The sequence below is a fragment of the Novosphingobium lentum NBRC 107847 genome (assembly GCF_001590965.1).
GTDB lineage: Bacteria > Pseudomonadota > Alphaproteobacteria > Sphingomonadales > Sphingomonadaceae > Novosphingobium > Novosphingobium lentum.
In genome coordinates, this window is the sequence record NZ_BCTW01000006.1 from 173,197 (window position 1) to 192,730 (window position 19,534).

Sequence of the window (19,534 nt, forward strand, 5' to 3'; positions counted from 1 at the left end):
GCGGAAACGGAAGGCGGCGGGCGCGCCGGCTCAGCAGGGACACAGGGCCGGGTGCAGTATCGCTCACTCGGCGGGAACGGCCTCACCCGGCATGGGTTCCGTAACGCGCCCGGCTTCTTCCGCCGTCGACAGCCGCGGATCGTAGTTGAGCACCTTGCGCCCGAGCCACGGGCCGAGCCGCTTTTCAAGGCCGTCGGCCAAGCTGAACCCGGCGGGCACGATCAGCAGCGTGAGCATGGTCGACAGCGCCAGACCGCCGATCACCACCGTGCCCATCGGCGCGCGCCAGCCGCTGTTGGTGCCGATCGAGACCGCAGTGGGGATCATGCCCGCGATCATCGCCACCGTGGTCATCACGATGGGCTGTGCGCGCTTGTGCCCGGCATCGGTGATCGATTCGAGCTTGTCGCGGCCTGTGCCCATTTCCTCGATCGCGAAATCGATCAGCAGGATCGAGTTCTTGGCGACGATGCCGAACAGCATCAGCATGCCGATGAACACCGGCATCGACATCGGCTGGCCGGCCACGCCCAGCAGCAGCAACCCGCCCAGCGGCGCGAGGAACAGCGAGCCCATGTTGACCAGCGGCGAGATCAGGCGGCGGTACAGCAGCACCAGCACCGAGAACACCAGCATCACGCCCGCCGCCAGCGCGATGGCGAAGTTGACCAGCATTTCCTGCTGGAAGCGATCCTGCCCGGCGGGCGCGTTGGACACGCCATCGGGCAGCGCCTTCATGATCGGCAGCGCCTTGATCTGCGCGTCGGCCGTACCCTTGGCCACGCCCGAGGCGAGATCGGCGCCGACGAAGATGCGGCGGCTCTGGTTGTAACGCTGGATCGTGGTCGGGCCCGAACCGAAGCCGATGTCGGCCACACGCGAGAGCGGGACCGACCCGCCGCTGGCGATCGGCACGGGCAAGTTGGCGATCGTGGTCAGGTCACGGCGCGAATCGACCGGCAGCTTCACCCGGATCGGCACCTGGCGGTTCGACAGCGAGAACTTGGCGCTGTTCTGGTCGATCTCGCCCTGCGTGGCGATGCGGATCGTCTGGCTGAGCGCCTGCGTGGTCACCCCCAGCGAGGCCGCCAGATCGGTGCGCGGGGTGATGACCAGTTCCGGGCGGCGCATGTCGGCGCTGATGCGCGGGGCCACCAGCGTCTTGAGCGACCCCATCTGTTCGATCAGCGTCTGCGCGGTGGACTGCAGCTTGGCCGGATCGGAGCCCGACAGCATCACGCTGATCGGCCGGCCCGAACCGCCGCCAGGACCGCCGCCGTTGTTGTCCTGGAACGTCACGCGCGCGTCGGGAATACGCTGCAGCACCGGGGTCAGCTGGCGCACGAATTCGATGCTGGTGCGGGCCCGGTCCTTTTTCAGGTTGATGTAGATGTTGTCGCTGGTTTCGCGCACGCGCTCGAACGCCACGGCAACTTCGGGCTGAGCGGCGATGACCTCGTACACCTGATCGACGATCTTCTCGCTCTGCTGCAGCGTTGTTCCGGGCACCAGTTCGATGTTGACCGAAACGAAGTCGCTGTCTTCATCGGGGAAGAACTGTTGCGGGATGACCATGGTCATCACCACCGTCAGCATCAGGGCCAGCAAGCCGATGCCCAGCATCCACAGGCGATGGTCGCGCAGCCGCGCGGCCAGCCGCTGGCGGAGTGACAGCCGGCCGCGAGGATCGGCCACGCGCGCACGATAGGCCCACGCCGACGCGGTATCGAGCGACCAGCGCAGCACACGCATGTAGCGGTCCATCATCGGGCCTTCGCCATGTTCGGCGTGGCCCTTGGCCTTGAGGAAATAGGCCGCGATCATCGGCGTGATCATGCGTGCCACGGCCAGGCTGAACAGCACCGCGACCACCACGGTCAGCCCGAAGTTCTTGAAGAACTGGCCCGATACGCCCGGCATCAGGCCCACCGGCAGGAACACCGCGACGATCGAGAACGTCGTGGCGACCACCGCCAGCCCGATCTCGTCGGCGGCGTCGATCGAGGCCTGGTAGGCGCTTTTGCCCATGCGCATGTGGCGCACGATGTTCTCGATCTCCACGATCGCATCGTCGACCAGCACACCTGCGACCAGCCCGAGCGCGAGCAGCGACATCGTGTTGAGCGTGAACCCCATCAGGTTCATCACCCAGAACGTGGGGATCGACGACAGCGGGATGGCGATGGCCGAGACCATCGTGGCGCGCCAGTCGCGCAGGAAGAAGAACACCACGATGACCGCAAGCACCGCGCCTTCGACCATCGCCGACATCGACGATTCATACTGGGCCTTGGTCTCGTCGACGCGGTTGAACAGCGGATGGAAGGCGACCCTGCCGCCCTGTTCCTTGGCCAGCGCGTTCATTTCCTTGATCGCGGTGTCGTAGACGCTGACATCGGATTCGCCGCGTGCGCGGGCGATGCTGAAGGCCACCACGGGCTTGCCGTTGAACTTGGCGATCGAGGTCAGTTCGCCATAGGAATCACTGACATCGGCGACATCGGCGAGCTTGACCGTGCGTCCACCGGTCAGCGCGATGTCGGTCTGCGACAGATCGTAGGCGTTGCGCGCGTTGCCCAGCACGCGGACCGCCTGGCGCGATCCGGCAACTTCGGCGCGTCCGCCCGCCGCATTGATGTTGACCGAGCGCAGCGTGGCGTTGACCTGGCTGGCGGTGACGCCGAGCGCCTGCATCCGCGCCGGATCGAGCGTGACCGCAATCTCGCGGTCCACACCGCCCGAGCGGTGGACTTCGGCCATGCCGGGGATCGCCAGCAGCCGCTTGGCCACGGTATCGTCGATGAACCATGACATCTGCTCGATCGTCATGTCGTTGGCGGTCACCGCGAAGTAGCCGATCGGATCGGACGACGTCTCCGCCTTGATCACCTGCGGCTCGAGGATGCCGTCGGGAAGATCGCCGCGGACCTGGTCGACCGCGTTCTTGACCTCGTTCACCGCCGAATTAATGTCGGTGCCGATCTTGAACATCACCAGCGTCTGGCTGTTGCCCTCCGACGCGGTCGACGTGATCGTATCGACCCCGGCGATCGAGCGGACGCCCGATTCGATGCGCTGGGTGATCTGGTTCTCGATCTCGGTCGGCGCGGCACCGGGCTCCGAGATGGTAACGATGACCATCGGGAACTCGATGTCGGGCTGTGACTGGACCTTCATGCCCATGAACGAAACCAGCCCGGCCAGCGTCAGGCCGATGAACAGGACCAGCGGCACCACCGGATTGCGGATCGACCACGCGGAGATGTTGCGGAAGTTCATGGGCCCGGCCTCTCGCGATCAGCCGGCGGTCGGCTTGGTCGCGACCGGAATCACGACGTCACCGGCATTGAGGAACCCGCCCGCACGCAGCACCACGCGTTCGTTGCCCGACAGGCCTTCCATCACCACGATGCCTTGTTCGGTGACGTCACCGGTCTTGACCGCACGCCGCGCGACTTTGTTGTTGCCGCCGACGACGAACACGTACTGGCCCTTTTCGTCGCTCAGGATCGCCGATTGCGGCAGCAGCGGCGCGTTCACCACACCGGACTTGATCGCGGCACTGGCGAAGCCGCCCGGACGCAGCGCCGCGTTATAGGGCAGCGCGACGCGCGCGATGCCTTCGCGCGAGATGGGATCGATCACCGGCGAAAGCTGCCAGATCTGGCCCGGAAACGCCGTGGTGGTGCCCACCGGGGTCACGCTGGCGGAAATGCCGACCGCCAGCTTGGCCAGATCGGCTTCGGAGACATGCGCCTGCATTTCCATTTCGCCGTCGCGCGCGATGCGGAACAGCACGCCGCTGCCCGCGCCCACGACCTGGCCGGGTTCGACCTTGCGTTCCAGCACGAGGCCTGCGGCGGGCGCGACGATGTTGAGCCGCGCGTTGCGCGCGTTGGTGGCGCCCAGGCTGGCGCGCGCCAGCCGCACCCGCGCATTGGCCGAATCGCGCGTGGCAGTAAGCTTGTCGACATCGGACTTGGAGATGAAGCCGCGATCGACCAGCTTCAGCCCGCGATCGAGATTGGCCTGCGCGATGCGCGCATCGGCGGCGGCGACTTCGATGCTGGCGGCATCGCTGACCGCCTGCTGCGCCTGCACCGAACGGTCGATCACCGCGAGCACCTGGCCCTGGCGCACCCAGCTGCCGGCATCGACCAGCACGGCGGCAACCTGTCCGCCCTCGCCGGCGATGCCGACCGGCAGTTCGCGCCGCGCGGCAAGCGTGCCCGACGACGTGATCGCCGCATCGACCGTGGTCCGGCCCGGCGCGATCACGCTGACGGTTTGCGCCTGCGCGCCCTTGTTCTGGTCCGCAGCGCCCGCAGCGACGTTGTGCCGGTAGGCAAACCATGCGCCGATCAGGATCGCCACGATGACGACAGCGATGATCCACCTGCGCCGCGAACGCGGTGCGCCGCCCTCGACATAGCTGTCGAAAGGCTCAAGCGAGGCTGGTCCGCCGGCGTCGATGCTCGTCTCGTAATTCATGTCGCTCACGTGCCTTTATCCCGGGCGGCCTGAAATCGGGGCCTGCCGCTGTTGGCAGCGGTGTATTACCCCCATAAGCCACCCCCTGCAAGCGGCCCGCGCGCCTTGATCTGACGCATTATCGTCCGGCAATAGACCGCGAAACGACGAGGCGCAATCGTCGCTCGATGAACGGGAATGGCCGAAATGGTGGCGTTGGCGCTTTTGGGGCCATTTCAGCTGAAACCAGTGGCGGCGGCGACACACCAGGCGCCAAATCGACCATGACAGCCGAACGGCCGCCCCCGGGATGGGAGCGGCCGCCCGTTGATGGAGGCCGGTTCAAAGAGCCTCAATGGTCGGATCGGGTATCGCGCCGGGACGAATCGCCCCGCTGCGTGATGCCCCGGTACAATCAGTACTTGAGCTGGCGCTCGTAAAGATCGCGGTAGTGCTGGATCCGCGTCACGCGCAAACCCTGCATGCCCGAACGATCGACCGCGCGTTGCCACGAGGCGAATTCCTCGAGCGTGAGGCTGTAGCGTTCGCACACTTCGTCGATCGTGAGCAGGCCGCCGTTGACGGCTGCCACGACTTCAGCCTTGCGCCGCACCACCCACCGCGTGGTGGAAGGAGCCGGCAGGCTGTCGACGGTCAGCGGTTCCCCCAGGGGGCCGATGACCTGAGCCGGTTTGATTTTCTGGTTTTCGATCATGGTACTTCTCGAAACAGCTCGGCACTGGCTGATGGGTCGGCATGCAACTGCCTTGAGACGGCTATGCATGCATCGGCTTTGCCATTCGTTGAAGACTTTGGGTTAACGAACCGGTCAGCCTGTTGTCGCATTGCGATCAGCCGTGCGGTGTTTCGGTGAAAACTGGCCTGTCCGGGCTGGCGCCGCGGGCGTCGTCCGGTTGTGTTGGTGTGGCCCGTCGCGTCGATCGCGATCAGGCGGCGCAGATCCTGCGCTGCGACGAGCCGCGCGCAAAGCTCGCTCCAGCCGAACGGCCGGAGATCTTGCGCCGACTCGCCGGAAAGGCGCGAGTCATATTCGGTGAATCCCATTTCCATGCGGCGGCTTTAGCAGCGGGGGAGCTAAGGGACCGTAAAGCCGCGATTTACCCAATCTTATTGGAGGTTAAGTGAATCCGGGTGCGAGCGCACGCATTGCCTTTTGCGCCTGCCATTTGGCGACAGAAACGCCTATGGGCCCGTAAATGCCTTTGCTTTCAACCTTGCCGGACCCGCTGGTCGACGATCCAGCCGCGCTGTTCCAGTTCGACGGGGCGATGGCGGGACGGCGGATCGTGGTCGCCATGTCGGGCGGGGTGGACAGTTCGGTGGTCGCAGGCCTGGCGGCTGCCAGCGGGGCCGAAGTGATCGGCATGACCTTGCAGTTGTACGATCACGGTGCCGCGACCGGGCGCAAGGGCGCGTGCTGCGCGGGCGACGACATCCGCGATGCGCGCAGCGTCGCCGACCGGCTGGGTATCGCGCACTATGTGTTCGACCATGAATCGCGCTTTCGCGAAGAGGTGGTCGAAACGTTTGCCGACGAATACCTCGCCGGGCGCACCCCGATCCCGTGCATCCGCTGCAACATGGGGCCCAAGTTCACCGACCTGTTCGCGATGGCGCGCGAGCTGGGGGCCGATTGCCTCGCCACCGGGCACTACGTCCGCCGCGTCGCCGGGACGGCTGGCCCCGAACTGTGGCGCGCAGCCGATCCGGCACGCGACCAGAGCTATTTCCTTTACGGCACGACCGAGGCGCAGCTCGATTTCCTGCGGTTTCCGCTGGGCGGCCTGCCCAAGCCCGCCGTGCGCCGGATCGCGCAGGACCTGGGCCTGGCCGTGGCGGCCAAGCCCGACAGCCAGGACATCTGTTTCGTGCCCGATGGCGACTATGCCAAAGTGGTGCGCAGCGTCCGTCCGGAAGCGGACGCGCCCGGCAATATCGTCGATGCAGTAAGCGGAGCGGTGCTGGGCACGCATCGCGGCATCATCCACTATACTGTCGGCCAGCGGCGCGGGCTCGAGATCGGCGGGCAGCCCGAGCCGCTGTACGTCACCGCGCTCGATGCGCCCGGTCGCCGCGTGCTGGTCGGACCCAAGGCGCTGCTGGCGGTCACGGCGGCGCGGATCGTCGAGACCAACCGCATCGGCGCGTTCGATCCCGCCGTGCCGCTGACCGCCAAGGTCCGCTCGCTGGCCAAGCCGGTTCCTGTCACGCTCGATGGCGCGATCGGCGACGGCGCGGCGGTCACCATCCGCTTCGCAACGCCCGAGTTCGGCGTCGCACCGGGCCAGGCGGCGGTGCTGTATGCCGGCGACCGGGTGATCGGCGGCGGCTGGATCGAGAGCACGCAAGGCCTTTGATCCCCCGCGAAGGCGGGGGTCTCAAGGGGGTGGACAGTTCGCTCGTACCCGAAACCCTGCGGTCCTTGCCTTCGCGGGGAGGCAAACTCATGCAGATTCATCGGCCAATGTGCCCTGCGCGGCACCGGCCCGCGTTAATCCTTCCAGTCTTCCAGCACGCAGCCCCAGCCTTCGCGGTAGGTGGCGGTCTGTTTGGCCAGCAGCGGGAAGCGCGCGGTCACGCTTTTGGCGGGAACATCCTCGCTCAGCGTGACCATCCCCATGCCCGGCTCGAAATCCTTCTTGCAGTCGCCCAGCGATCGCCCGCCGACAAAGCGGCACGAACAGGCAACGCGCGCACCATACGACGCGCCGGTCTGAGCATAGCCGTTGAGCGGCCGCCAGAAGAACGCCAGCAGCGCGCCGACCACGACCAGCGCCGCCACGAGCCACGGCCAGCGGCGGCGGCGCGGCTTGCCGGTTGAGCTTGAGAACGATGTCCCGGGGGATTTGCCAGAGGGTTTGGTTGTGTTTGCGGTTGCCATGGCCGGGTGATCTGGAGGAAAGGGCAGACCTTATGGTCCGGCGCTCCTGTATCCTGCCACTGCTGATGCTGCCAGCGCTTATCGGCTGCGGCAAGGCAACCGCGCCCGTGGCGCCCCCCCTGGACCAGGCGGCGATGGCCGCCGTGGTCGAAAATCCCGGCGTCGACCGTGACGTGCTGGCGCGCAGCGTCGATGCACTGTTCACCGATCCGGCGGCGGCGGAAACGCGCGCGGTGGTGGTGATGCTGGGCGGACGCATCGTCGCCGAACGTTATGCGGCTGGCTACCATGAGAACACGCGCTTCGTCAGCTGGTCGATGGCCAAGTCGATCACCGGCGTGATGATCGGGCTGCTGGTGTCCGACGGGCGGTTGCGGCTGAACCAGCCCGCGCCGGTCGCGGCGTGGCAGCGCCCCGGCGATCCGCGCGGCGAGATCACCTTGCGCCAGCTGCTGCAGATGCGATCGGGCCTGCGCCATGTCGAAAACGGCGATCCGATCTACACCTCGGACGAAGTGCGGATGCTGTTCCTCGACGGACGCGGAGATATGGCGCGCTATGCCGAGAACCAGCCGCTCGAGGTCGAGCCGGGCGCCAAGTGGAAGTATTCGACCGCGACCAGCGTGATCCTGGCCGATCTGGCGGCGCGCGCGCTGGCGCCCGATGGCGATGCCGAAACGCGCCGCCGCGCGGTGTCGGAATACTTGCGCACCCGGTTGTTCGAACCGGTGGGCATGAAATCCATGCTGCCCGAATTCGATGCCTCGGGCACGCTGATCGGTGGCAGCCTGATCCATGGCCGGGCGCGCGACTGGGCGAAATTCGGCGAATTTCTGCGCAACGAAGGCGCGGTGGCGGGCGCGCAGATCATCCCCCGGGCGTGGATCGAATTCATGACCGCGCCATCGCCGCGCCAGCCCGAATACGGCGCGCAGATCTGGCTCAACCGCAAGCCGTCGGGCAACGAACCCGCCGCGCTGTTTCCCGATCAGGGCCCGGCCAGCCTGTTCGCCTGCGTCGGCCACCTCGGCCAGTACGTGCTGGTCTCGCCCAAACAAAAGCTGGTGGTGGTGCGGCTGGGCAAGACGCAGGAACCGCAGATGCCCGCCGTGGTCCACCACCTGGCCGAGATCGTGGCGCAGTTTCCCGCAAGCTGACCTGAGGTCGTCCCGGGCCCGACCCGGGACGACGCCTTTTATCGGCGCATTACCCCGGCATCAGGAACGTGCCCTCCACCACCGTCACGCAATGGCCGCCGAGCCACGCGCGGTCGCCGTCGAGCCGGCAGGTGAAATCCGCGCCGCGGGCCGAGGCCTGATGCGCGGTGAAGCGATCGCGCCCCAGCCGCGCGGTCCAGAACGGGGTGAGCGCGGCGTGCGCCGATCCGGTCGCCGCATCCTCATCGACCCCGCCGCCGGGCACGAACACGCGGCTGACCACATCGGCACCGCCGGGGTGGCCCGCACCCGGCGCGGTGCAGATGAACTGGTGGTCGCCCAACGCTTTCAGCGCCTTCATGTCGGGCGCCAGCGCTGCGACTTCGGCGGCATCGGCGTAAAGCAGGATGTTGTAGCGATCCGGGCTCTGCCACACTTCGCCCGGTGTCGCTGTGCCGAGCAGCGGGATCACGGCATCCCACGCGCCGGGCTGGGTCGGGATGGCGGGCAAGCCCACGGCATAGCCGTTCGCGCCATCTCGCCTGACTTCGAGCACCCCGGCTTTCCTCGTCCGGAACGTCACCCGGTCCAGCCCCGCATCGCGCTGCAGCAGCACGTGGCCCGAGGCGAGCGTGGCGTGGCCGCACAGCCGCACTTCGAGTTCGGGGGTGAACCAGCGCAGTTCGTAAGCCGCCGCGCCGCTGGCGTCGGGCACGAGGAACGCGGTTTCGGCAAACAGGTTTTCCGCGCCGATCGCCTGCAACAGCGCATCGTCGGGCCAGCTGTCGAGCAGCATCACCGCCGCCTGGTTGCCCTTGAGCGGGGTGGCGGTGAACGCATCGACGTGAACGTACGGGACGGGTTTGGCGTGCGACATGGTCAGGCGGCATTCTCTTGTTGCGGGGCACCGGGTGCAATCGGCGTGGTGGCGGGCACCTCCGGCTCATCGGGCGACAGGATCGCCACCAGATCGGCTTCGGGGGCGAGCAAGTCCTGCGCGCTGACCCCCAGTTCGTCGACATGGCCTTCGGGATCGGGATGGATCAGCACTTCCACGCCGGGAAACTCGCGCATCAGCTTGGCCTCGACCTCGTCCATCACGCGGTGCGCCTCGGTCACGGTCATGCGGCCATCGACCCAGACGTGGAACTGCACGAAATCGCGGTTGCCGCTGGTGCGCGTGCGCAAGTCGTGCAGCCCGATCAGCTCGGGATGCTGGCGCACCACCTCAAGGAACCGCTCGCGCTTTTCGAGCGGCCATTCCTGATCCATCAGCTGTTCGACCGCCTCCTGCGACGCATTCCACGCGCCCCAGCCGAGCCAACCCGCGATCAGCAGCGCGAACCCGGCGTCGGCGCCGGTCAGCCCGGCGTACTGGTCGAGCAGCAGCGCCACGATCACCGCAAGGTTGAGGAGCAGGTCCGACTGGTAGTGGACGTTGTCGGTGCGGATCGCGACCGAATTGGTCCTGGCGATGACGTGGCGCTGGTAGGCCAGCAGGCCGAACGTGGCGACCATGGCGATCGCCGAAACCGCGATGCCGTCGCCCGCTGCTTCGGTATGCCCACCCGCGATCAGCTGCCCGATTGCGCGCCAGGCGATGCCCAGCGCCGAGAACGAGATCAGCATGACCTGGAACATCGCCGCCAGCGCTTCGGCCTTGCCGTGGCCGAACCGGTGGTTGTGATCGTCGGGCATCCCGCCGATCCACACGCCGAGCAGCGTGGCCATGCTGGCGACGAGATCGAGCACGGTATCGGCCAGGCTGCCGAGCATCGCGGTCGACCCGGTCGAGATCACCGCCCACAGCTTGAACACCACCAGCATCAACGCCACGCTGATGCTGGCATAGGCGGCGCGGCGATTGAGGTTGCCGTGGCCGGCCGTGGGGAGCGCGGCGGGAGGCAGCGCCGTAGAGAGGTTTGCGGTTTCGCTCATCGTCGATCCTCAGGGATACAGCAGCGTGCTGGACCAGGGCTGGTCCGGGCCGGAGCGCACGAAGCGGCGGCGTTCGTGCAGGCGGTGGTCGCGGTCCTGCCAGAATTCGATCGCCGACGGCGTGACGCGATAGCCCGACCAGTGCGGCGGGCGCGGCACCGGCGCGCCGTCGAGCGCGGCGCGCAAGGCCTCCACCCGGTCGAGATAGTCGCCGCGCACGGCCAGCGGGCGCGACTGGTCGGACGCGGCCGAACCCAGTTGCGATTCGCGGTTGCGGCTGGCGAAATAGGCGTCGGCCTCAGCCGGGGTAACCTCGGTAATCGGGCCTTCGATGCGCACTTGCCGACGCAGCGACTTCCAGTGGAACAGCAGCGCGACGTGGGGGTTGGCGGCCAGCTCCCCGCCCTTGCGGCTGTGGAAGTTGGTGTAGAACACGAACCCGCCGCCAGATGCGCGATCGGCACCTAGGTGTGCGCCATGCCCTTTCAGCAGCACCATCCGGCACGACGGCACGCCTTCTGGCGTCGCGGTGGCCAATGCCATCGCGTTGGCATCGTTCAATTCCGATTCGCGGGCGGCGGCGAACCACGCTTCGAAAATCGCATAGGGATCGTCGTGGGGAATCGCGTCCCGATCCTGTTCAGCTTTCACCGCGTTTTCCTGATGAAGTTTACGAAGTTGACACACCCTGCGCCACGCCCGCCTCCCCCGCTCGGCGTGCGAACAGTGCCCGGCAGGGCGGCGAGGAGATGCCGATGAAATCGTATCGAGCGGTGCATGTTCCCGGCCTACCGCAGTGCAGCGAAGTAGGAAAGTCCGGCATGCGACGGGCACCGCCCGATCGACCGGCCCGGTCCGGCATGCCAGCCTCGTTTGGCTCGACAGCGGCACGCGCCGCTTGCGGCGAGGCCTTGCGAACCCTAGCTATGCCCCATGGCAGATCCTTATGCGACCCTTGGCGTAGCCCGCAGCGCAAGCGAGAAGGACATCAAGTCCGCCTATCGCAAGCTGGCCAAGGAGCTTCATCCCGACCGGAACAAGGACAACCCGAAGGCGACCGAGCGCTTTTCGGTGGTGACGAGCGCCTATGACCTGCTGACCGACAAGGACAAGCGCGCCAAGTTCGATCGCGGCGAGATCGACGGCGACGGCAACCCCGCCATGCCGTTCGGCATGGGCGGCGGCGGCGGTTTCGGCGGCAGCGGAGCCCAGCGTGGCCATCGCCACGACGGCGGGTTCGAGGGCTTCGGCGGCGGCGGCATGGGTGGCGGTGCCGAGGGCATCGACATCGGCGACATTTTCGAAGGCCTGTTCGGCGGGCGCGGCGGTATGGGCGGCGGTGCCGGTCCCGGCGGCGGCATGGGTGGCGGCCGGCGCGGACCGCCTCCGCGCGGCGCCAACGTGCAATATCGCCTGCAGGTCGCGTTCGTCGATGCGGCCAAGCGCGAGACGCAGCGCATCACCCTGTCCGACGGCAAGACCATCGACCTCAAGCTGCCCGCCGGCGTCGACAGCGGCACGCAGATGCGCCTGCCCGGCAAGGGCGAGCAGGGCCCCGGCGGCGCGGGCGATGCGATCGTCTCGATCGAGGTCGGCAGCCACCCGTTCTTCGTGCGCGACGGCGACAACATCCGCATCGACCTGCCGATCTCGCTCGACGAGGCGATCAACGGCGCCAAGGTCCGGGTGCCCACGGTCGAAGGCGCGGTGATGCTCACCGTGGCGCCGGGCAGTTCGGGCGGCAAGACGCTGCGCCTGAAGGAACGCGGGTTCAGCCGCAAGGACGGCACCCGCGGCGACCAGCTGGTGACCCTGCAGGTCGATCTGCCGCCCGCCGACGCAGACCTGACCCAGCGGCTCGAAGGCTGGCGCGATGAACGCCCGCTGCGCGCGCGGTTCGGCGTGTGACGGTTCGGGAAATTTCCCGACAAGCATGACCGATTCGCTGCCTCCGGGTGCGCGCCCGCTGATTTCGGCGCCCGATCTTTCGCCAGAGGCGCGGCGCAAGGAGGCGTTGCGCTGGCGCGCCGGGCTGCAGCAGCACGGGATGCGCCATCTGGGCCCCGGCAGCCGCTTTTTCGAAGTGGTCAAGCGGGTGTGGACCGGCACGATCAACGACGGCTTCATCCACGCCGGCAACCTTGCCTACATGGTGCTGATCGCGCTGTTCCCGTTCTTCATCGTCGGCGCGGCGCTGTTTTCGCTGGTCGGCGAAACCTCGCAGCGGGCCGCCGCGATCAACGCGGTGCTGCTGGCGCTGCCGCCGGTGGTCGCGGCCTCGATCGGCCCGGTGGCGCGATCGGTGATCCAGGCGCGCACCGGCTGGCTGCTGTGGGCCGGCGGGCTGGTCGGCCTGTGGACCGTGGGCAGCCTGATCGAGACGATCCGCGACATCCTGCGCCGCGCCTACGGCACCAACTGGGAACACGGCTACTGGCGCTACCGCCTGGCCTCGACCGCGGTGATCTTGGTGGCGATGGTGCTGCTGCTGGTCAGCATCGGGGTGCAGGTGGCGATCGGCGCGGCGCAGCAGGTGATCGAGCAGTGGATGCCGCAGTTCGCCGCCGCGATCGGCAGCCTGGCGTTGTCGCGGTTCATCCCGGCGGTGGTGCTGTATATGTCGCTGTACCTGCTGTTTCTGTCGCTGACGCCGGGGGTCTATCGCAAGCGCGTCTACCCCAAATGGCCCGGCGCGCTGCTGGTCAGCGCATGGTGGATGGCGGTGACCGGAACGCTGCCGGTGCTGCTGCGGCGCCTGTTCAACTATGACCTGACCTATGGCAGCCTGGCCGGGGTGATGATCGCGCTTTTCTTTTTCTGGCTGGTCGGCCTAGGGATGGTGGTAGGCGCAGAGCTCAACGCCGCCCTTGCGGAATCGCCCGAGGAACGCGACATGCTCGGCCAGGCAGACAACCGCGCGCGCGATGCGCGCGGCAGGGAGAATGGAACAGGTAACGCATGAGCGGTCTGATGCAGGGTAAGCGGGGCCTGATCATGGGCCTGGCCAATGACAAGTCGCTGGCATGGGGCATCGCCCGCAAGCTGGCCGAACACGGTGCCGAACTGGCCTTTTCGTTTCAGGGTGAGGCGCTGGAAAAACGCGTGCGCCCGCTGGCCGAGAGTCTGGGCAGCGATTTCCTGATCGAATGCGACGTGTCCGACATGGCCGCGCTCGACACCGCGTTCGCGACGTTGAAGGCGCGCTGGGACACGATCGACTTCGTGGTCCACGCCATCGGCTTTTCCGACAAGGCGGAACTGCGCGGCAAGTACCTCGACACCAGCCTCGCCAACTTCCTGATGACGATGAACATTTCGGCCTACAGCCTGGTCGCGGTGACGCAGCGGGCGGCGGCGATGATGCCGCTCAACGAAGACGGCACCGGCGGCGGCGCGATCCTGACGCTGAGCTATTACGGCGCCGAAAAGGTCATCCCGCACTACAACGTGATGGGCGTGGCCAAAGCCGCGCTGGAAACCAGCGTGAAGTACCTCGCCAACGATCTTGGCCCCGCCAACGTCCGCGTCAACGCGATCTCGGCCGGCCCGATCAAGACGCTGGCCGCCAGCGGGATCGGCGATTTCCGCTACATCCTGAAGTGGAACGAGCTGAATTCGCCGCTGCGCCGCAACGTCACGATCGAGGATGTCGGCGGCGCCGGGCTCTACCTGCTGTCCGACCTCGCCTCGGGCGTGACCGGCGAGATCCACCATGTCGACGCCGGTTACAACGTGATCGGCATGAAACAGGAAGACGCGCCGGACATCTCGCTGGTGTGAGCCGGTGACCTAAGGCGTCACGCCCGCAAACACCGCATACGACGGATCATCGCGGTCGCGCCGGCCGCCGAATGCGCCGACCAGCGGCGGCCCGGCGGTCACGATCTCGTCGATGTCCTGCACGTACTCGCGGTGATCGATCGCCCAGCGGCCGTCCCGGCGCGACCAGCGATCGAGGTAGCGGCCATGGACGTTGCCCTGCCGCAGCACGCCATCCTGTTCGAAGCGCAGCACGGCGTTGACGTAGGCCTCGCTCGCCGCGCGGTCGCCATCGAGCACGACCAGGATGTTGGTGATGCGGTGCATGTGCGCGATCATCTGGCTGTGCGTGCCGCAGACCCAGTCGATGAATTCGCGCCCCGTCCCTTCGAACATCGCGCCGTAGCGCGCGGTGCCGTCGGGATGCCACACGCCATAGCCCATATCGCGGTCGATCCGGTCCATCGCCCGGGCATAGTTGGCCAGCTGCTCGGCAATCGCCAGCTTGTCAGCGGTTTGGTCAGGCGCGCTCATGCCGGGTTCTCCGCAAGCGCCGGCAGGGCAAAGCCGAGTTCGACCAGTATCCCGTTGGGGTCGCGCACGAACACCAGCTGCAGGCCGATGGCGGGAACCTCGGTCTGTTCGAACGCCAGCCCCGCCCGTTCCAGCCGCGCGATATGGCTCGCCCGGTCGTCGCAACGCAGCGCGAAATGGTCGATCATGCCGCGCTGCGCCGCGCCGCGCACCGGACCGCCGCTTTCGATCTCGTGCTCGGCCGCGACCAGATGGACCACCGCCTGCCCTGCCGAATCACGGCCCCACGCAGCGGCGCGCATATCCGCGCACATCGGCGGCGGCTCCATCCGCAGACCCAGCACCTCGCCATAGAACGCGATCGACGCATCGAGCTTCGCCGTGCGGATATTGATATGATCGAGCTGCATCGTGGCATCCCTTCCGTTGTGCCGGGGAATGTGACCGCCCCCCTGCCACCCCGCGCCTGACCGTTGGCAGGTGCGACCCACCGGCATTGCACGCCCCTTGCCGCGCAGGACATCACGGGAGAGTGACATGGATCTGGGAATCGCAGGGAAAACCGCGCTGGTCACCGGCGGCACGCACGGCATCGGCCGCGCCATCGCCGAGGAGCTGGGGCGCAACGGCTGCCGGGTGGTGGTGGTCGCGCGCGGGCAGGCCGGGATCGACGAGACGATCGCCGCGATCCGCGCCGAGGGCGGAACGGCAGGCGGGGTCAGCGCCGACCTGACCCAGCTCGACAGCTATCCGCGCATGGTCGCCGAAGCGACCGCGCTGTTCGACGCGCCCGACATTGCGATCTTTTCACCGGTGGGGCCGCCATCCGGTCGGTTCGACGCGATGGCCGACGAGGATTTCCAGACCACGTTCGACAATGTGGTCAAGGCGTTCGCCCACTTCGCGCGCGCGGTGACCCCGGCGATGAAAGCGCGCCAGTGGGGCCGCATCGTCACCGTGGGATCGGGGCATGGCCGCCTGCCGGGGCGGCGCGCGACGCTGGGCTTCGACTATGTCCTGGCCAACACGCTGCGCCCGTCCGCGCTCGGCCTCAGCCGCAGCCTGGCCGACGAGCTGGCCGAACACGGCATCACCGTGAACACCGTGCCCCCCGGTTTCATCGACACCGGCGCGCAATACGAGGCGTTCTTCCGCGAATGCGCCAAGGCGGTCAACCAGACCTATGAGCAGTTCATGGAAGGGCTGATCGATCGCATCCCGATGAAGCGCTTCGGCAAGCCCGACGAAGTCGCCAGCCTGTGCGCCTACCTGTGCTCGGCCCGCGCCAGCTACATCACCGGCCAGTACATGCTGGTCGATGGCGGACGCATGGAGATCTATTACTGAGGTGATGCGGTGCCCCCCTGCTCCCCCGCGAAGGCGGGGGCCTCAGGCCGGTTTCGCTTGCTTGCCCGGGCCCCCGCTTTCGCGGGGGAGCAGACTATTGCCCCTTAACCCTGCGCCTTCGCCGCGGCCACCAGCTGGAACAGCCCGCCGTAGTAATACATCAGCTTGTCCATCGACAGGTCGCGGTAGGGGGTCATCGGCGCGAGCGAATCGACCACATCCCAATAGGGTTCGATCTGCGCGAGAACTTCCTCGACCGACCCGCACGCGCAGAACGCCAGCACCATTTCGTCGGTCACGTTGTGCGCGACCGACGAGACATCGCCGTGATCGCCCAGCGCCAGCTGGCAGGCGCGCGCCTGATCGCCGAAGCCCTGCTTTTCGAAGAACGGTTCGTACTGCTTGTAGCCGGAATAGGCGGCGACCGTGGCGCGGGCATCGTCGATCGCCTGCTGCTTGTCCGGGTTGATCGCGATCCACGGCCAGGCGTTGATCTCGATATCCTCGCGCTTGCGGCCATGTTTGGCCAGCGCGGCCTCGATCACCGGCTTCTGCACTTTGGAGGTATATTCGGCCGACCACAGCGCGTGAACCATCAGGCCATCGCCGATCTCGATGGCGAGATCGGTCATCTTTTCCTGCAGCGCGGCGATCCAGATCGGGATGCGTTCGCGCACCGGCGGTGCGGTGATCATCATTTCCGCAAAGTCGGCCTTGAAGTACTCGCCGTCGTAGGGATCGAGGCCTTTGTGCGCGTTGGCGATGATGTAGCGCACCACGTCGACCGTTTCGCGCAAGTGGCCCAGCGGCTTGGCCTTGGGCATGCCGTACATGCCCTCGACCGCCGAGGGGATGCTGCTGCCAAGGCCGAGCACGAAGCGGCCGCCGCTGATCCGGTCGACATCCATCGCGGCGAATGCGGTTTCGACCGGGCTGCGGGTGCCGGCAATGGCGATGCCGGTGCCCAGCTTCAGCGTTTCGGTAACCGTAGCGGTGGCGGCCAGCGGCACGAACGGCGGGCCGTAGATCTGCAGCACGAACACGCCTTCGAAACCCAGCGCCTCCATCTGGCGCGAGGTTTCGGTCAGCTGTGCGGCGGGCAGCACGGGCATGGTGCCCCAGAAGCGGCGCGGCCCGCCGACGGCGTTGGTCTTGGACATCTGGGTTCGGCCTCTCGCTGGAAACGGTGCCTGCGATCCGCCTGCACCATGGTGCAGGATCGCCGCCCGTCGCTTTTTTCGGATAAGGTGAGTTCGGGCCGGTGTCCGGGCGCCGCTCGGTTCAGGAGCGACGCCCGGGCAACGAAGCGCCAGTCAGGTCAGAACTGGAACAGTTCCTTGCGCAGCCCGATGATGTCGCTGCAATCGGTGCCGACATTGTCGCGATAATCGAAATCGCCCGCGTCCTGGCGGTTCGCCAGTTCCATCATCAGCAGGCGATAGCGCTGGCCCGCCTGGTCGAACCGCGAATGCAGATCCTTGCGCGGGGTCAGATCCATGTAGCGCGGGCTTTGCGGGTTGGTCATCGAGCTGTCCTGGCGCGAGACCTTGTACCCCGCCTTTGGCATCACGTGGCGGAACATGCGGCCCGCGTTCGAGGTGTTCATCACCATTTCCATCCGCGTGCGATCGCGCGATTCGGGCGTGCACGGGTGGAACAGCGGCACATCGTCGCCCGGCGAAAAGCGGCCATAGGCGATCGCGCAGTGCGAGCGCAGGTAGATGCGGATGACCTGGCGAACGTTCTGCGTCGGCTGGCGGATGCCGCTGAAGAACTTCATGATCGGCGCGACCGACTTGTTGACCAGCGTGCGCACCATCGTGATCGTTTCGCTGTCGTAGAACACTTCGACCTGTTCGCTGTCGGACCGTTCATCGCCCACCACGTCGGCATGGAGGAAATCGGCGTGGGTCAGGTCGATCAGGTTTTCCAGGCTGATCGGCGCCGAGCAATCGAAGCGGATGGTGGCCGTCATGTGCTTGGGCAACCCGCCCTTGGGGGGCAGGAACGGCAGGCTGGGCAGGTGCGCCGGATCGGCGGCTTCGGGACGGCCGAACCAGCCCCAGATCAGGCCGTAGTGCTCCATCACCGGATAGCGACCGCGCGCGTCGGTGAACGGGCTTTTGTCGCGCGTGACGATTTCCAGCGGGTGGAATTCCGAAGCGACCGCCTTGCCGTCTTCGCGCCAGATATAGAACGGATGCGAATAGACCGCGCGGCGCACCGGCTTCTTGCCCACGGCATGATCGTGGGCGAGCGGGAACCACGAATCGCGCATCACCAGGTCATGCGGCACCCAGTTGTTCACGGCGTTCATCGACGGCTTGAGATCGCGCGGCGGAGCCGACGGCGCGTCGTGGTGATCGGTATCGGTCGAAGCGGGGCGGTCGGCGACTTCAAGCATGGGAATCTCCTGCAAAAATCAGGCTGCTGCCGAAATGGTTGGGGCCGGAACGGATGGTTCCGAAACTGATGGGCCAGAAACAGCGGGCGCTGAAAGCAACTTGTCGCGCAGCTGTTGTCCGTGATGCGATGCCGACCGGATGAGCACGCGCAACGCCGCAGCATCGACCGCATCGCGCACTTCGAACGATCCCTTGCGGCGCAGCGCCAGCGCGTGACGGCCCTTGAGTTCATCGCCAAGCTTAGCGCGCCAGCGAACCTGGGTGACGCCGCGCGCGGCCTGCACCGGGGCAAGCTGGGCGGTCAGCAGGGTGCGGAAGCTGTCGTCGCGCAGCACCACCTCGGTCTCGCCGGTATCGGGGCGGGTGCGGGTGATCAGCGTGATGGGAAACTCGGCGGTGGCGTACGAGGGGTAGTGCAGTTTGCCCCACTGGCAAAAGCGCTCCATCACCAGCAGGCCGTCTTCCTCGCGCAGTTCCGACATCAGGTACGGCGTGGGCTGAACGCCGCGGATGTTCAGGACCAGACCCGGATCGTCGAACAGCGCATCGATCCACTCGCCTTGGCTCAGGCCGACAACCGTGGTGCCGCCCAGCGGGAACGTCTGTTCGGCAACGGGTGCGGGTGCGGAGGTCTTCTGGTCGAGGTTGACCGAGACGAAGCCACCGCTTTCGGCCACGGCATACGCGGCGGCCTTGTAGACCGGCGGAAACTTCTGCTCGTCCTTCATGTTCGGAATGTCTTTGAGGCGGCCGGTCTCGCCATCATAGCTCCAGCCGTGATAGCCGCACTGGATCCAGCCGTTGTCGCGAATGCAACCGCGAGACAGCGGGGCGCGACGATGCGGGCAGCGATCTTCCAGCGCGCGGGCAATGCCTTGCGCGTCGCGCCACAGCACCACCGGCTGATCGCCGATATCGACCGCCAGCGGCTTGGCCGAGGTCACTTCCTCGCTACGCGCAACTTTCCACCAGGGACTCGCCATATCTTCGGCACCACTCTCCACATCAGGCGTTCAAATTGA

19 protein-coding genes are annotated in these 19,534 nt (G+C 66.9%); 6 read left to right on the forward strand and 13 right to left on the reverse strand.

What is annotated here, in order from left to right:
* Positions 1-63: 63 nt before the first annotated feature.
* The 4 genes from NL2_RS07175 to NL2_RS21070 all read right to left on the reverse strand — a co-directional run bounded on the left by NL2_RS07175 (position 64) and on the right by NL2_RS21070 (position 5,541).
* Entirely contained in the window at positions 64-3,279 is a 3,216-nt protein-coding gene (locus NL2_RS07175; RefSeq protein WP_068073395.1) for an efflux RND transporter permease subunit, read from the reverse strand.
* A gap of 18 nt (positions 3,280-3,297) precedes the next feature.
* Complete coding sequence (locus NL2_RS07180) at positions 3,298-4,491, reverse strand: efflux RND transporter periplasmic adaptor subunit (protein ID WP_068073397.1); 1,194 nt, start codon at positions 4,489-4,491, stop codon at positions 3,298-3,300.
* A 394-nt stretch (positions 4,492-4,885) separates the two neighbouring features.
* The gene (gene sciP / locus NL2_RS07185; RefSeq protein WP_068073399.1) at positions 4,886-5,185 is read right to left on the reverse strand and encodes a CtrA inhibitor SciP; all 300 of its coding nucleotides are present in this window, start codon (positions 5,183-5,185) and stop codon (positions 4,886-4,888) included.
* Positions 5,182-5,541: a hypothetical protein gene (locus tag NL2_RS21070; protein WP_157083081.1), complete on the reverse strand. Its 360-nt coding sequence runs from the start codon at positions 5,539-5,541 to the stop codon at positions 5,182-5,184. The genes sciP and NL2_RS21070 overlap by 4 nt, the downstream gene beginning before the upstream one ends.
* Before the next feature lie 146 nt (positions 5,542-5,687).
* Here NL2_RS21070 and mnmA point away from each other — a divergent pair, with 146 nt between their 5' ends.
* The gene (gene mnmA / locus NL2_RS07190) at positions 5,688-6,848 is read left to right on the forward strand and encodes a tRNA 2-thiouridine(34) synthase MnmA (protein WP_068073401.1); all 1,161 of its coding nucleotides are present in this window, start codon (positions 5,688-5,690) and stop codon (positions 6,846-6,848) included.
* 134 nt (positions 6,849-6,982) lie between these two features.
* Here the strand turns inward: mnmA and NL2_RS07195 are convergent, their stop codons facing one another.
* Positions 6,983-7,273: a hypothetical protein gene (locus NL2_RS07195; protein ID WP_068073403.1), complete on the reverse strand. Its 291-nt coding sequence runs from the start codon at positions 7,271-7,273 to the stop codon at positions 6,983-6,985.
* A 131-nt stretch (positions 7,274-7,404) separates the two neighbouring features.
* Between NL2_RS07195 and NL2_RS07200 the strand changes: the two genes are divergently transcribed.
* Positions 7,405-8,529, forward strand: coding sequence for a serine hydrolase domain-containing protein (locus NL2_RS07200; RefSeq protein ID WP_157083082.1), 1,125 nt, complete (start codon positions 7,405-7,407; stop codon positions 8,527-8,529).
* Between the two features lie 49 nt (positions 8,530-8,578).
* Here NL2_RS07200 and NL2_RS07205 read toward each other — a convergent pair whose 3' ends face one another.
* Genes NL2_RS07205 through pdxH form a run of 3 tightly spaced genes read right to left on the reverse strand, consistent with a single transcriptional unit; the run spans position 8,579 to position 11,118 of the window.
* On the reverse strand, positions 8,579-9,406 hold the full coding sequence (locus NL2_RS07205) for a PhzF family phenazine biosynthesis protein (protein ID WP_068073405.1): 828 nt from the start codon (positions 9,404-9,406) through the stop codon (positions 8,579-8,581).
* Positions 9,407-9,408: 2 nt separating this feature from the next.
* Positions 9,409-10,467 (reverse strand): cation diffusion facilitator family transporter, encoded by a 1,059-nt coding sequence (locus NL2_RS07210; protein WP_084355955.1) that lies wholly within the window; start codon positions 10,465-10,467, stop codon positions 9,409-9,411.
* Positions 10,468-10,476: 9 nt separating this feature from the next.
* A complete protein-coding gene (gene pdxH, locus NL2_RS07215) occupies positions 10,477-11,118 on the reverse strand; it encodes a pyridoxamine 5'-phosphate oxidase (protein WP_068073406.1) in 642 nt (213 codons plus the stop codon).
* Between the two features lie 282 nt (positions 11,119-11,400).
* On the opposite strand from pdxH, the gene NL2_RS07220 reads away from it, so the two are divergent.
* The 3 genes from NL2_RS07220 to fabI are packed head-to-tail and all read left to right on the forward strand — an operon-like array spanning position 11,401 to position 14,247.
* Complete coding sequence (locus NL2_RS07220) at positions 11,401-12,375, forward strand: DnaJ C-terminal domain-containing protein (RefSeq protein ID WP_068073408.1); 975 nt, start codon at positions 11,401-11,403, stop codon at positions 12,373-12,375.
* A 25-nt stretch (positions 12,376-12,400) separates the two neighbouring features.
* The gene (locus NL2_RS07225) at positions 12,401-13,429 is read left to right on the forward strand and encodes a YihY/virulence factor BrkB family protein (RefSeq protein ID WP_068073410.1); all 1,029 of its coding nucleotides are present in this window, start codon (positions 12,401-12,403) and stop codon (positions 13,427-13,429) included.
* Complete coding sequence (gene fabI / locus NL2_RS07230) at positions 13,426-14,247, forward strand: enoyl-ACP reductase FabI (protein ID WP_068073412.1); 822 nt, start codon at positions 13,426-13,428, stop codon at positions 14,245-14,247. Before NL2_RS07225 ends, fabI begins: the two co-directional genes overlap by 4 nt.
* A 9-nt stretch (positions 14,248-14,256) precedes the next feature.
* Here the strand turns inward: fabI and NL2_RS07235 are convergent, their stop codons facing one another.
* Positions 14,257-14,760 carry a nuclear transport factor 2 family protein gene (locus tag NL2_RS07235; RefSeq protein WP_068073414.1) on the reverse strand — a complete coding sequence of 168 codons (504 nt, stop codon included), beginning with the start codon at positions 14,758-14,760 and terminating at the stop codon, positions 14,257-14,259.
* A complete protein-coding gene (locus NL2_RS07240; RefSeq protein ID WP_068073416.1) occupies positions 14,757-15,170 on the reverse strand; it encodes a VOC family protein in 414 nt (137 codons plus the stop codon). The genes NL2_RS07235 and NL2_RS07240 overlap by 4 nt, the downstream gene beginning before the upstream one ends.
* A 127-nt stretch (positions 15,171-15,297) precedes the next feature.
* On the opposite strand from NL2_RS07240, the gene NL2_RS07245 reads away from it, so the two are divergent.
* Positions 15,298-16,107, forward strand: a complete 810-nt coding sequence (locus NL2_RS07245; RefSeq protein WP_068073418.1) for an SDR family oxidoreductase — start codon at positions 15,298-15,300, stop codon at positions 16,105-16,107.
* A 104-nt stretch (positions 16,108-16,211) separates the two neighbouring features.
* Here the strand turns inward: NL2_RS07245 and NL2_RS07250 are convergent, their stop codons facing one another.
* The 3 genes from NL2_RS07250 to NL2_RS07260 all read right to left on the reverse strand — a co-directional run bounded on the left by NL2_RS07250 (position 16,212) and on the right by NL2_RS07260 (position 19,495).
* A complete protein-coding gene (locus NL2_RS07250; RefSeq protein WP_068073420.1) occupies positions 16,212-17,267 on the reverse strand; it encodes an LLM class flavin-dependent oxidoreductase in 1,056 nt (351 codons plus the stop codon).
* 158 nt (positions 17,268-17,425) lie between these two features.
* Entirely contained in the window at positions 17,426-18,511 is a 1,086-nt protein-coding gene (locus NL2_RS07255) for an oxygenase (protein WP_068073422.1), read from the reverse strand.
* Positions 18,512-18,529: 18 nt separating this feature from the next.
* Positions 18,530-19,495, reverse strand: coding sequence for a Rieske (2Fe-2S) protein (locus NL2_RS07260; RefSeq protein WP_068073424.1), 966 nt, complete (start codon positions 19,493-19,495; stop codon positions 18,530-18,532).
* Between the last annotated feature and the right edge of the window lie 39 nt (positions 19,496-19,534).

What these genes read in the sequence shown, in the direction of transcription:
- NL2_RS07175 (WP_068073395.1), bottom strand. Translation starts at nt 3,279, where the DNA reads ATGAACTTCCGCAACATCTCCGCGTGGTCGATCCGCAATCCGGTGGTG.
- NL2_RS07180 (WP_068073397.1), bottom strand. Translation starts at nt 4,491, where the DNA reads ATGAATTACGAGACGAGCATCGACGCCGGCGGACCAGCCTCGCTTGAG.
- sciP (WP_068073399.1), bottom strand. Translation starts at nt 5,185, where the DNA reads ATGATCGAAAACCAGAAAATCAAACCGGCTCAGGTCATCGGCCCCCTG.
- NL2_RS21070 (WP_157083081.1), bottom strand. Translation starts at nt 5,541, where the DNA reads ATGGAAATGGGATTCACCGAATATGACTCGCGCCTTTCCGGCGAGTCG.
- mnmA (WP_068073401.1), top strand. Translation starts at nt 5,688, where the DNA reads ATGCCTTTGCTTTCAACCTTGCCGGACCCGCTGGTCGACGATCCAGCC.
- NL2_RS07200 (WP_157083082.1), top strand. Translation starts at nt 7,405, where the DNA reads ATGGTCCGGCGCTCCTGTATCCTGCCACTGCTGATGCTGCCAGCGCTT.
- NL2_RS07205 (WP_068073405.1), bottom strand. Translation starts at nt 9,406, where the DNA reads ATGTCGCACGCCAAACCCGTCCCGTACGTTCACGTCGATGCGTTCACC.
- NL2_RS07210 (WP_084355955.1), bottom strand. Translation starts at nt 10,467, where the DNA reads ATGAGCGAAACCGCAAACCTCTCTACGGCGCTGCCTCCCGCCGCGCTC.
- NL2_RS07220 (WP_068073408.1), top strand. Translation starts at nt 11,401, where the DNA reads ATGGCAGATCCTTATGCGACCCTTGGCGTAGCCCGCAGCGCAAGCGAG.
- NL2_RS07225 (WP_068073410.1), top strand. Translation starts at nt 12,401, where the DNA reads ATGACCGATTCGCTGCCTCCGGGTGCGCGCCCGCTGATTTCGGCGCCC.
- fabI (WP_068073412.1), top strand. Translation starts at nt 13,426, where the DNA reads ATGAGCGGTCTGATGCAGGGTAAGCGGGGCCTGATCATGGGCCTGGCC.
- NL2_RS07235 (WP_068073414.1), bottom strand. Translation starts at nt 14,760, where the DNA reads ATGAGCGCGCCTGACCAAACCGCTGACAAGCTGGCGATTGCCGAGCAG.
- NL2_RS07240 (WP_068073416.1), bottom strand. Translation starts at nt 15,170, where the DNA reads ATGCAGCTCGATCATATCAATATCCGCACGGCGAAGCTCGATGCGTCG.
- NL2_RS07245 (WP_068073418.1), top strand. Translation starts at nt 15,298, where the DNA reads ATGGATCTGGGAATCGCAGGGAAAACCGCGCTGGTCACCGGCGGCACG.
- NL2_RS07250 (WP_068073420.1), bottom strand. Translation starts at nt 17,267, where the DNA reads ATGTCCAAGACCAACGCCGTCGGCGGGCCGCGCCGCTTCTGGGGCACC.
- NL2_RS07255 (WP_068073422.1), bottom strand. Translation starts at nt 18,511, where the DNA reads ATGCTTGAAGTCGCCGACCGCCCCGCTTCGACCGATACCGATCACCAC.
- NL2_RS07260 (WP_068073424.1), bottom strand. Translation starts at nt 19,495, where the DNA reads ATGGCGAGTCCCTGGTGGAAAGTTGCGCGTAGCGAGGAAGTGACCTCG.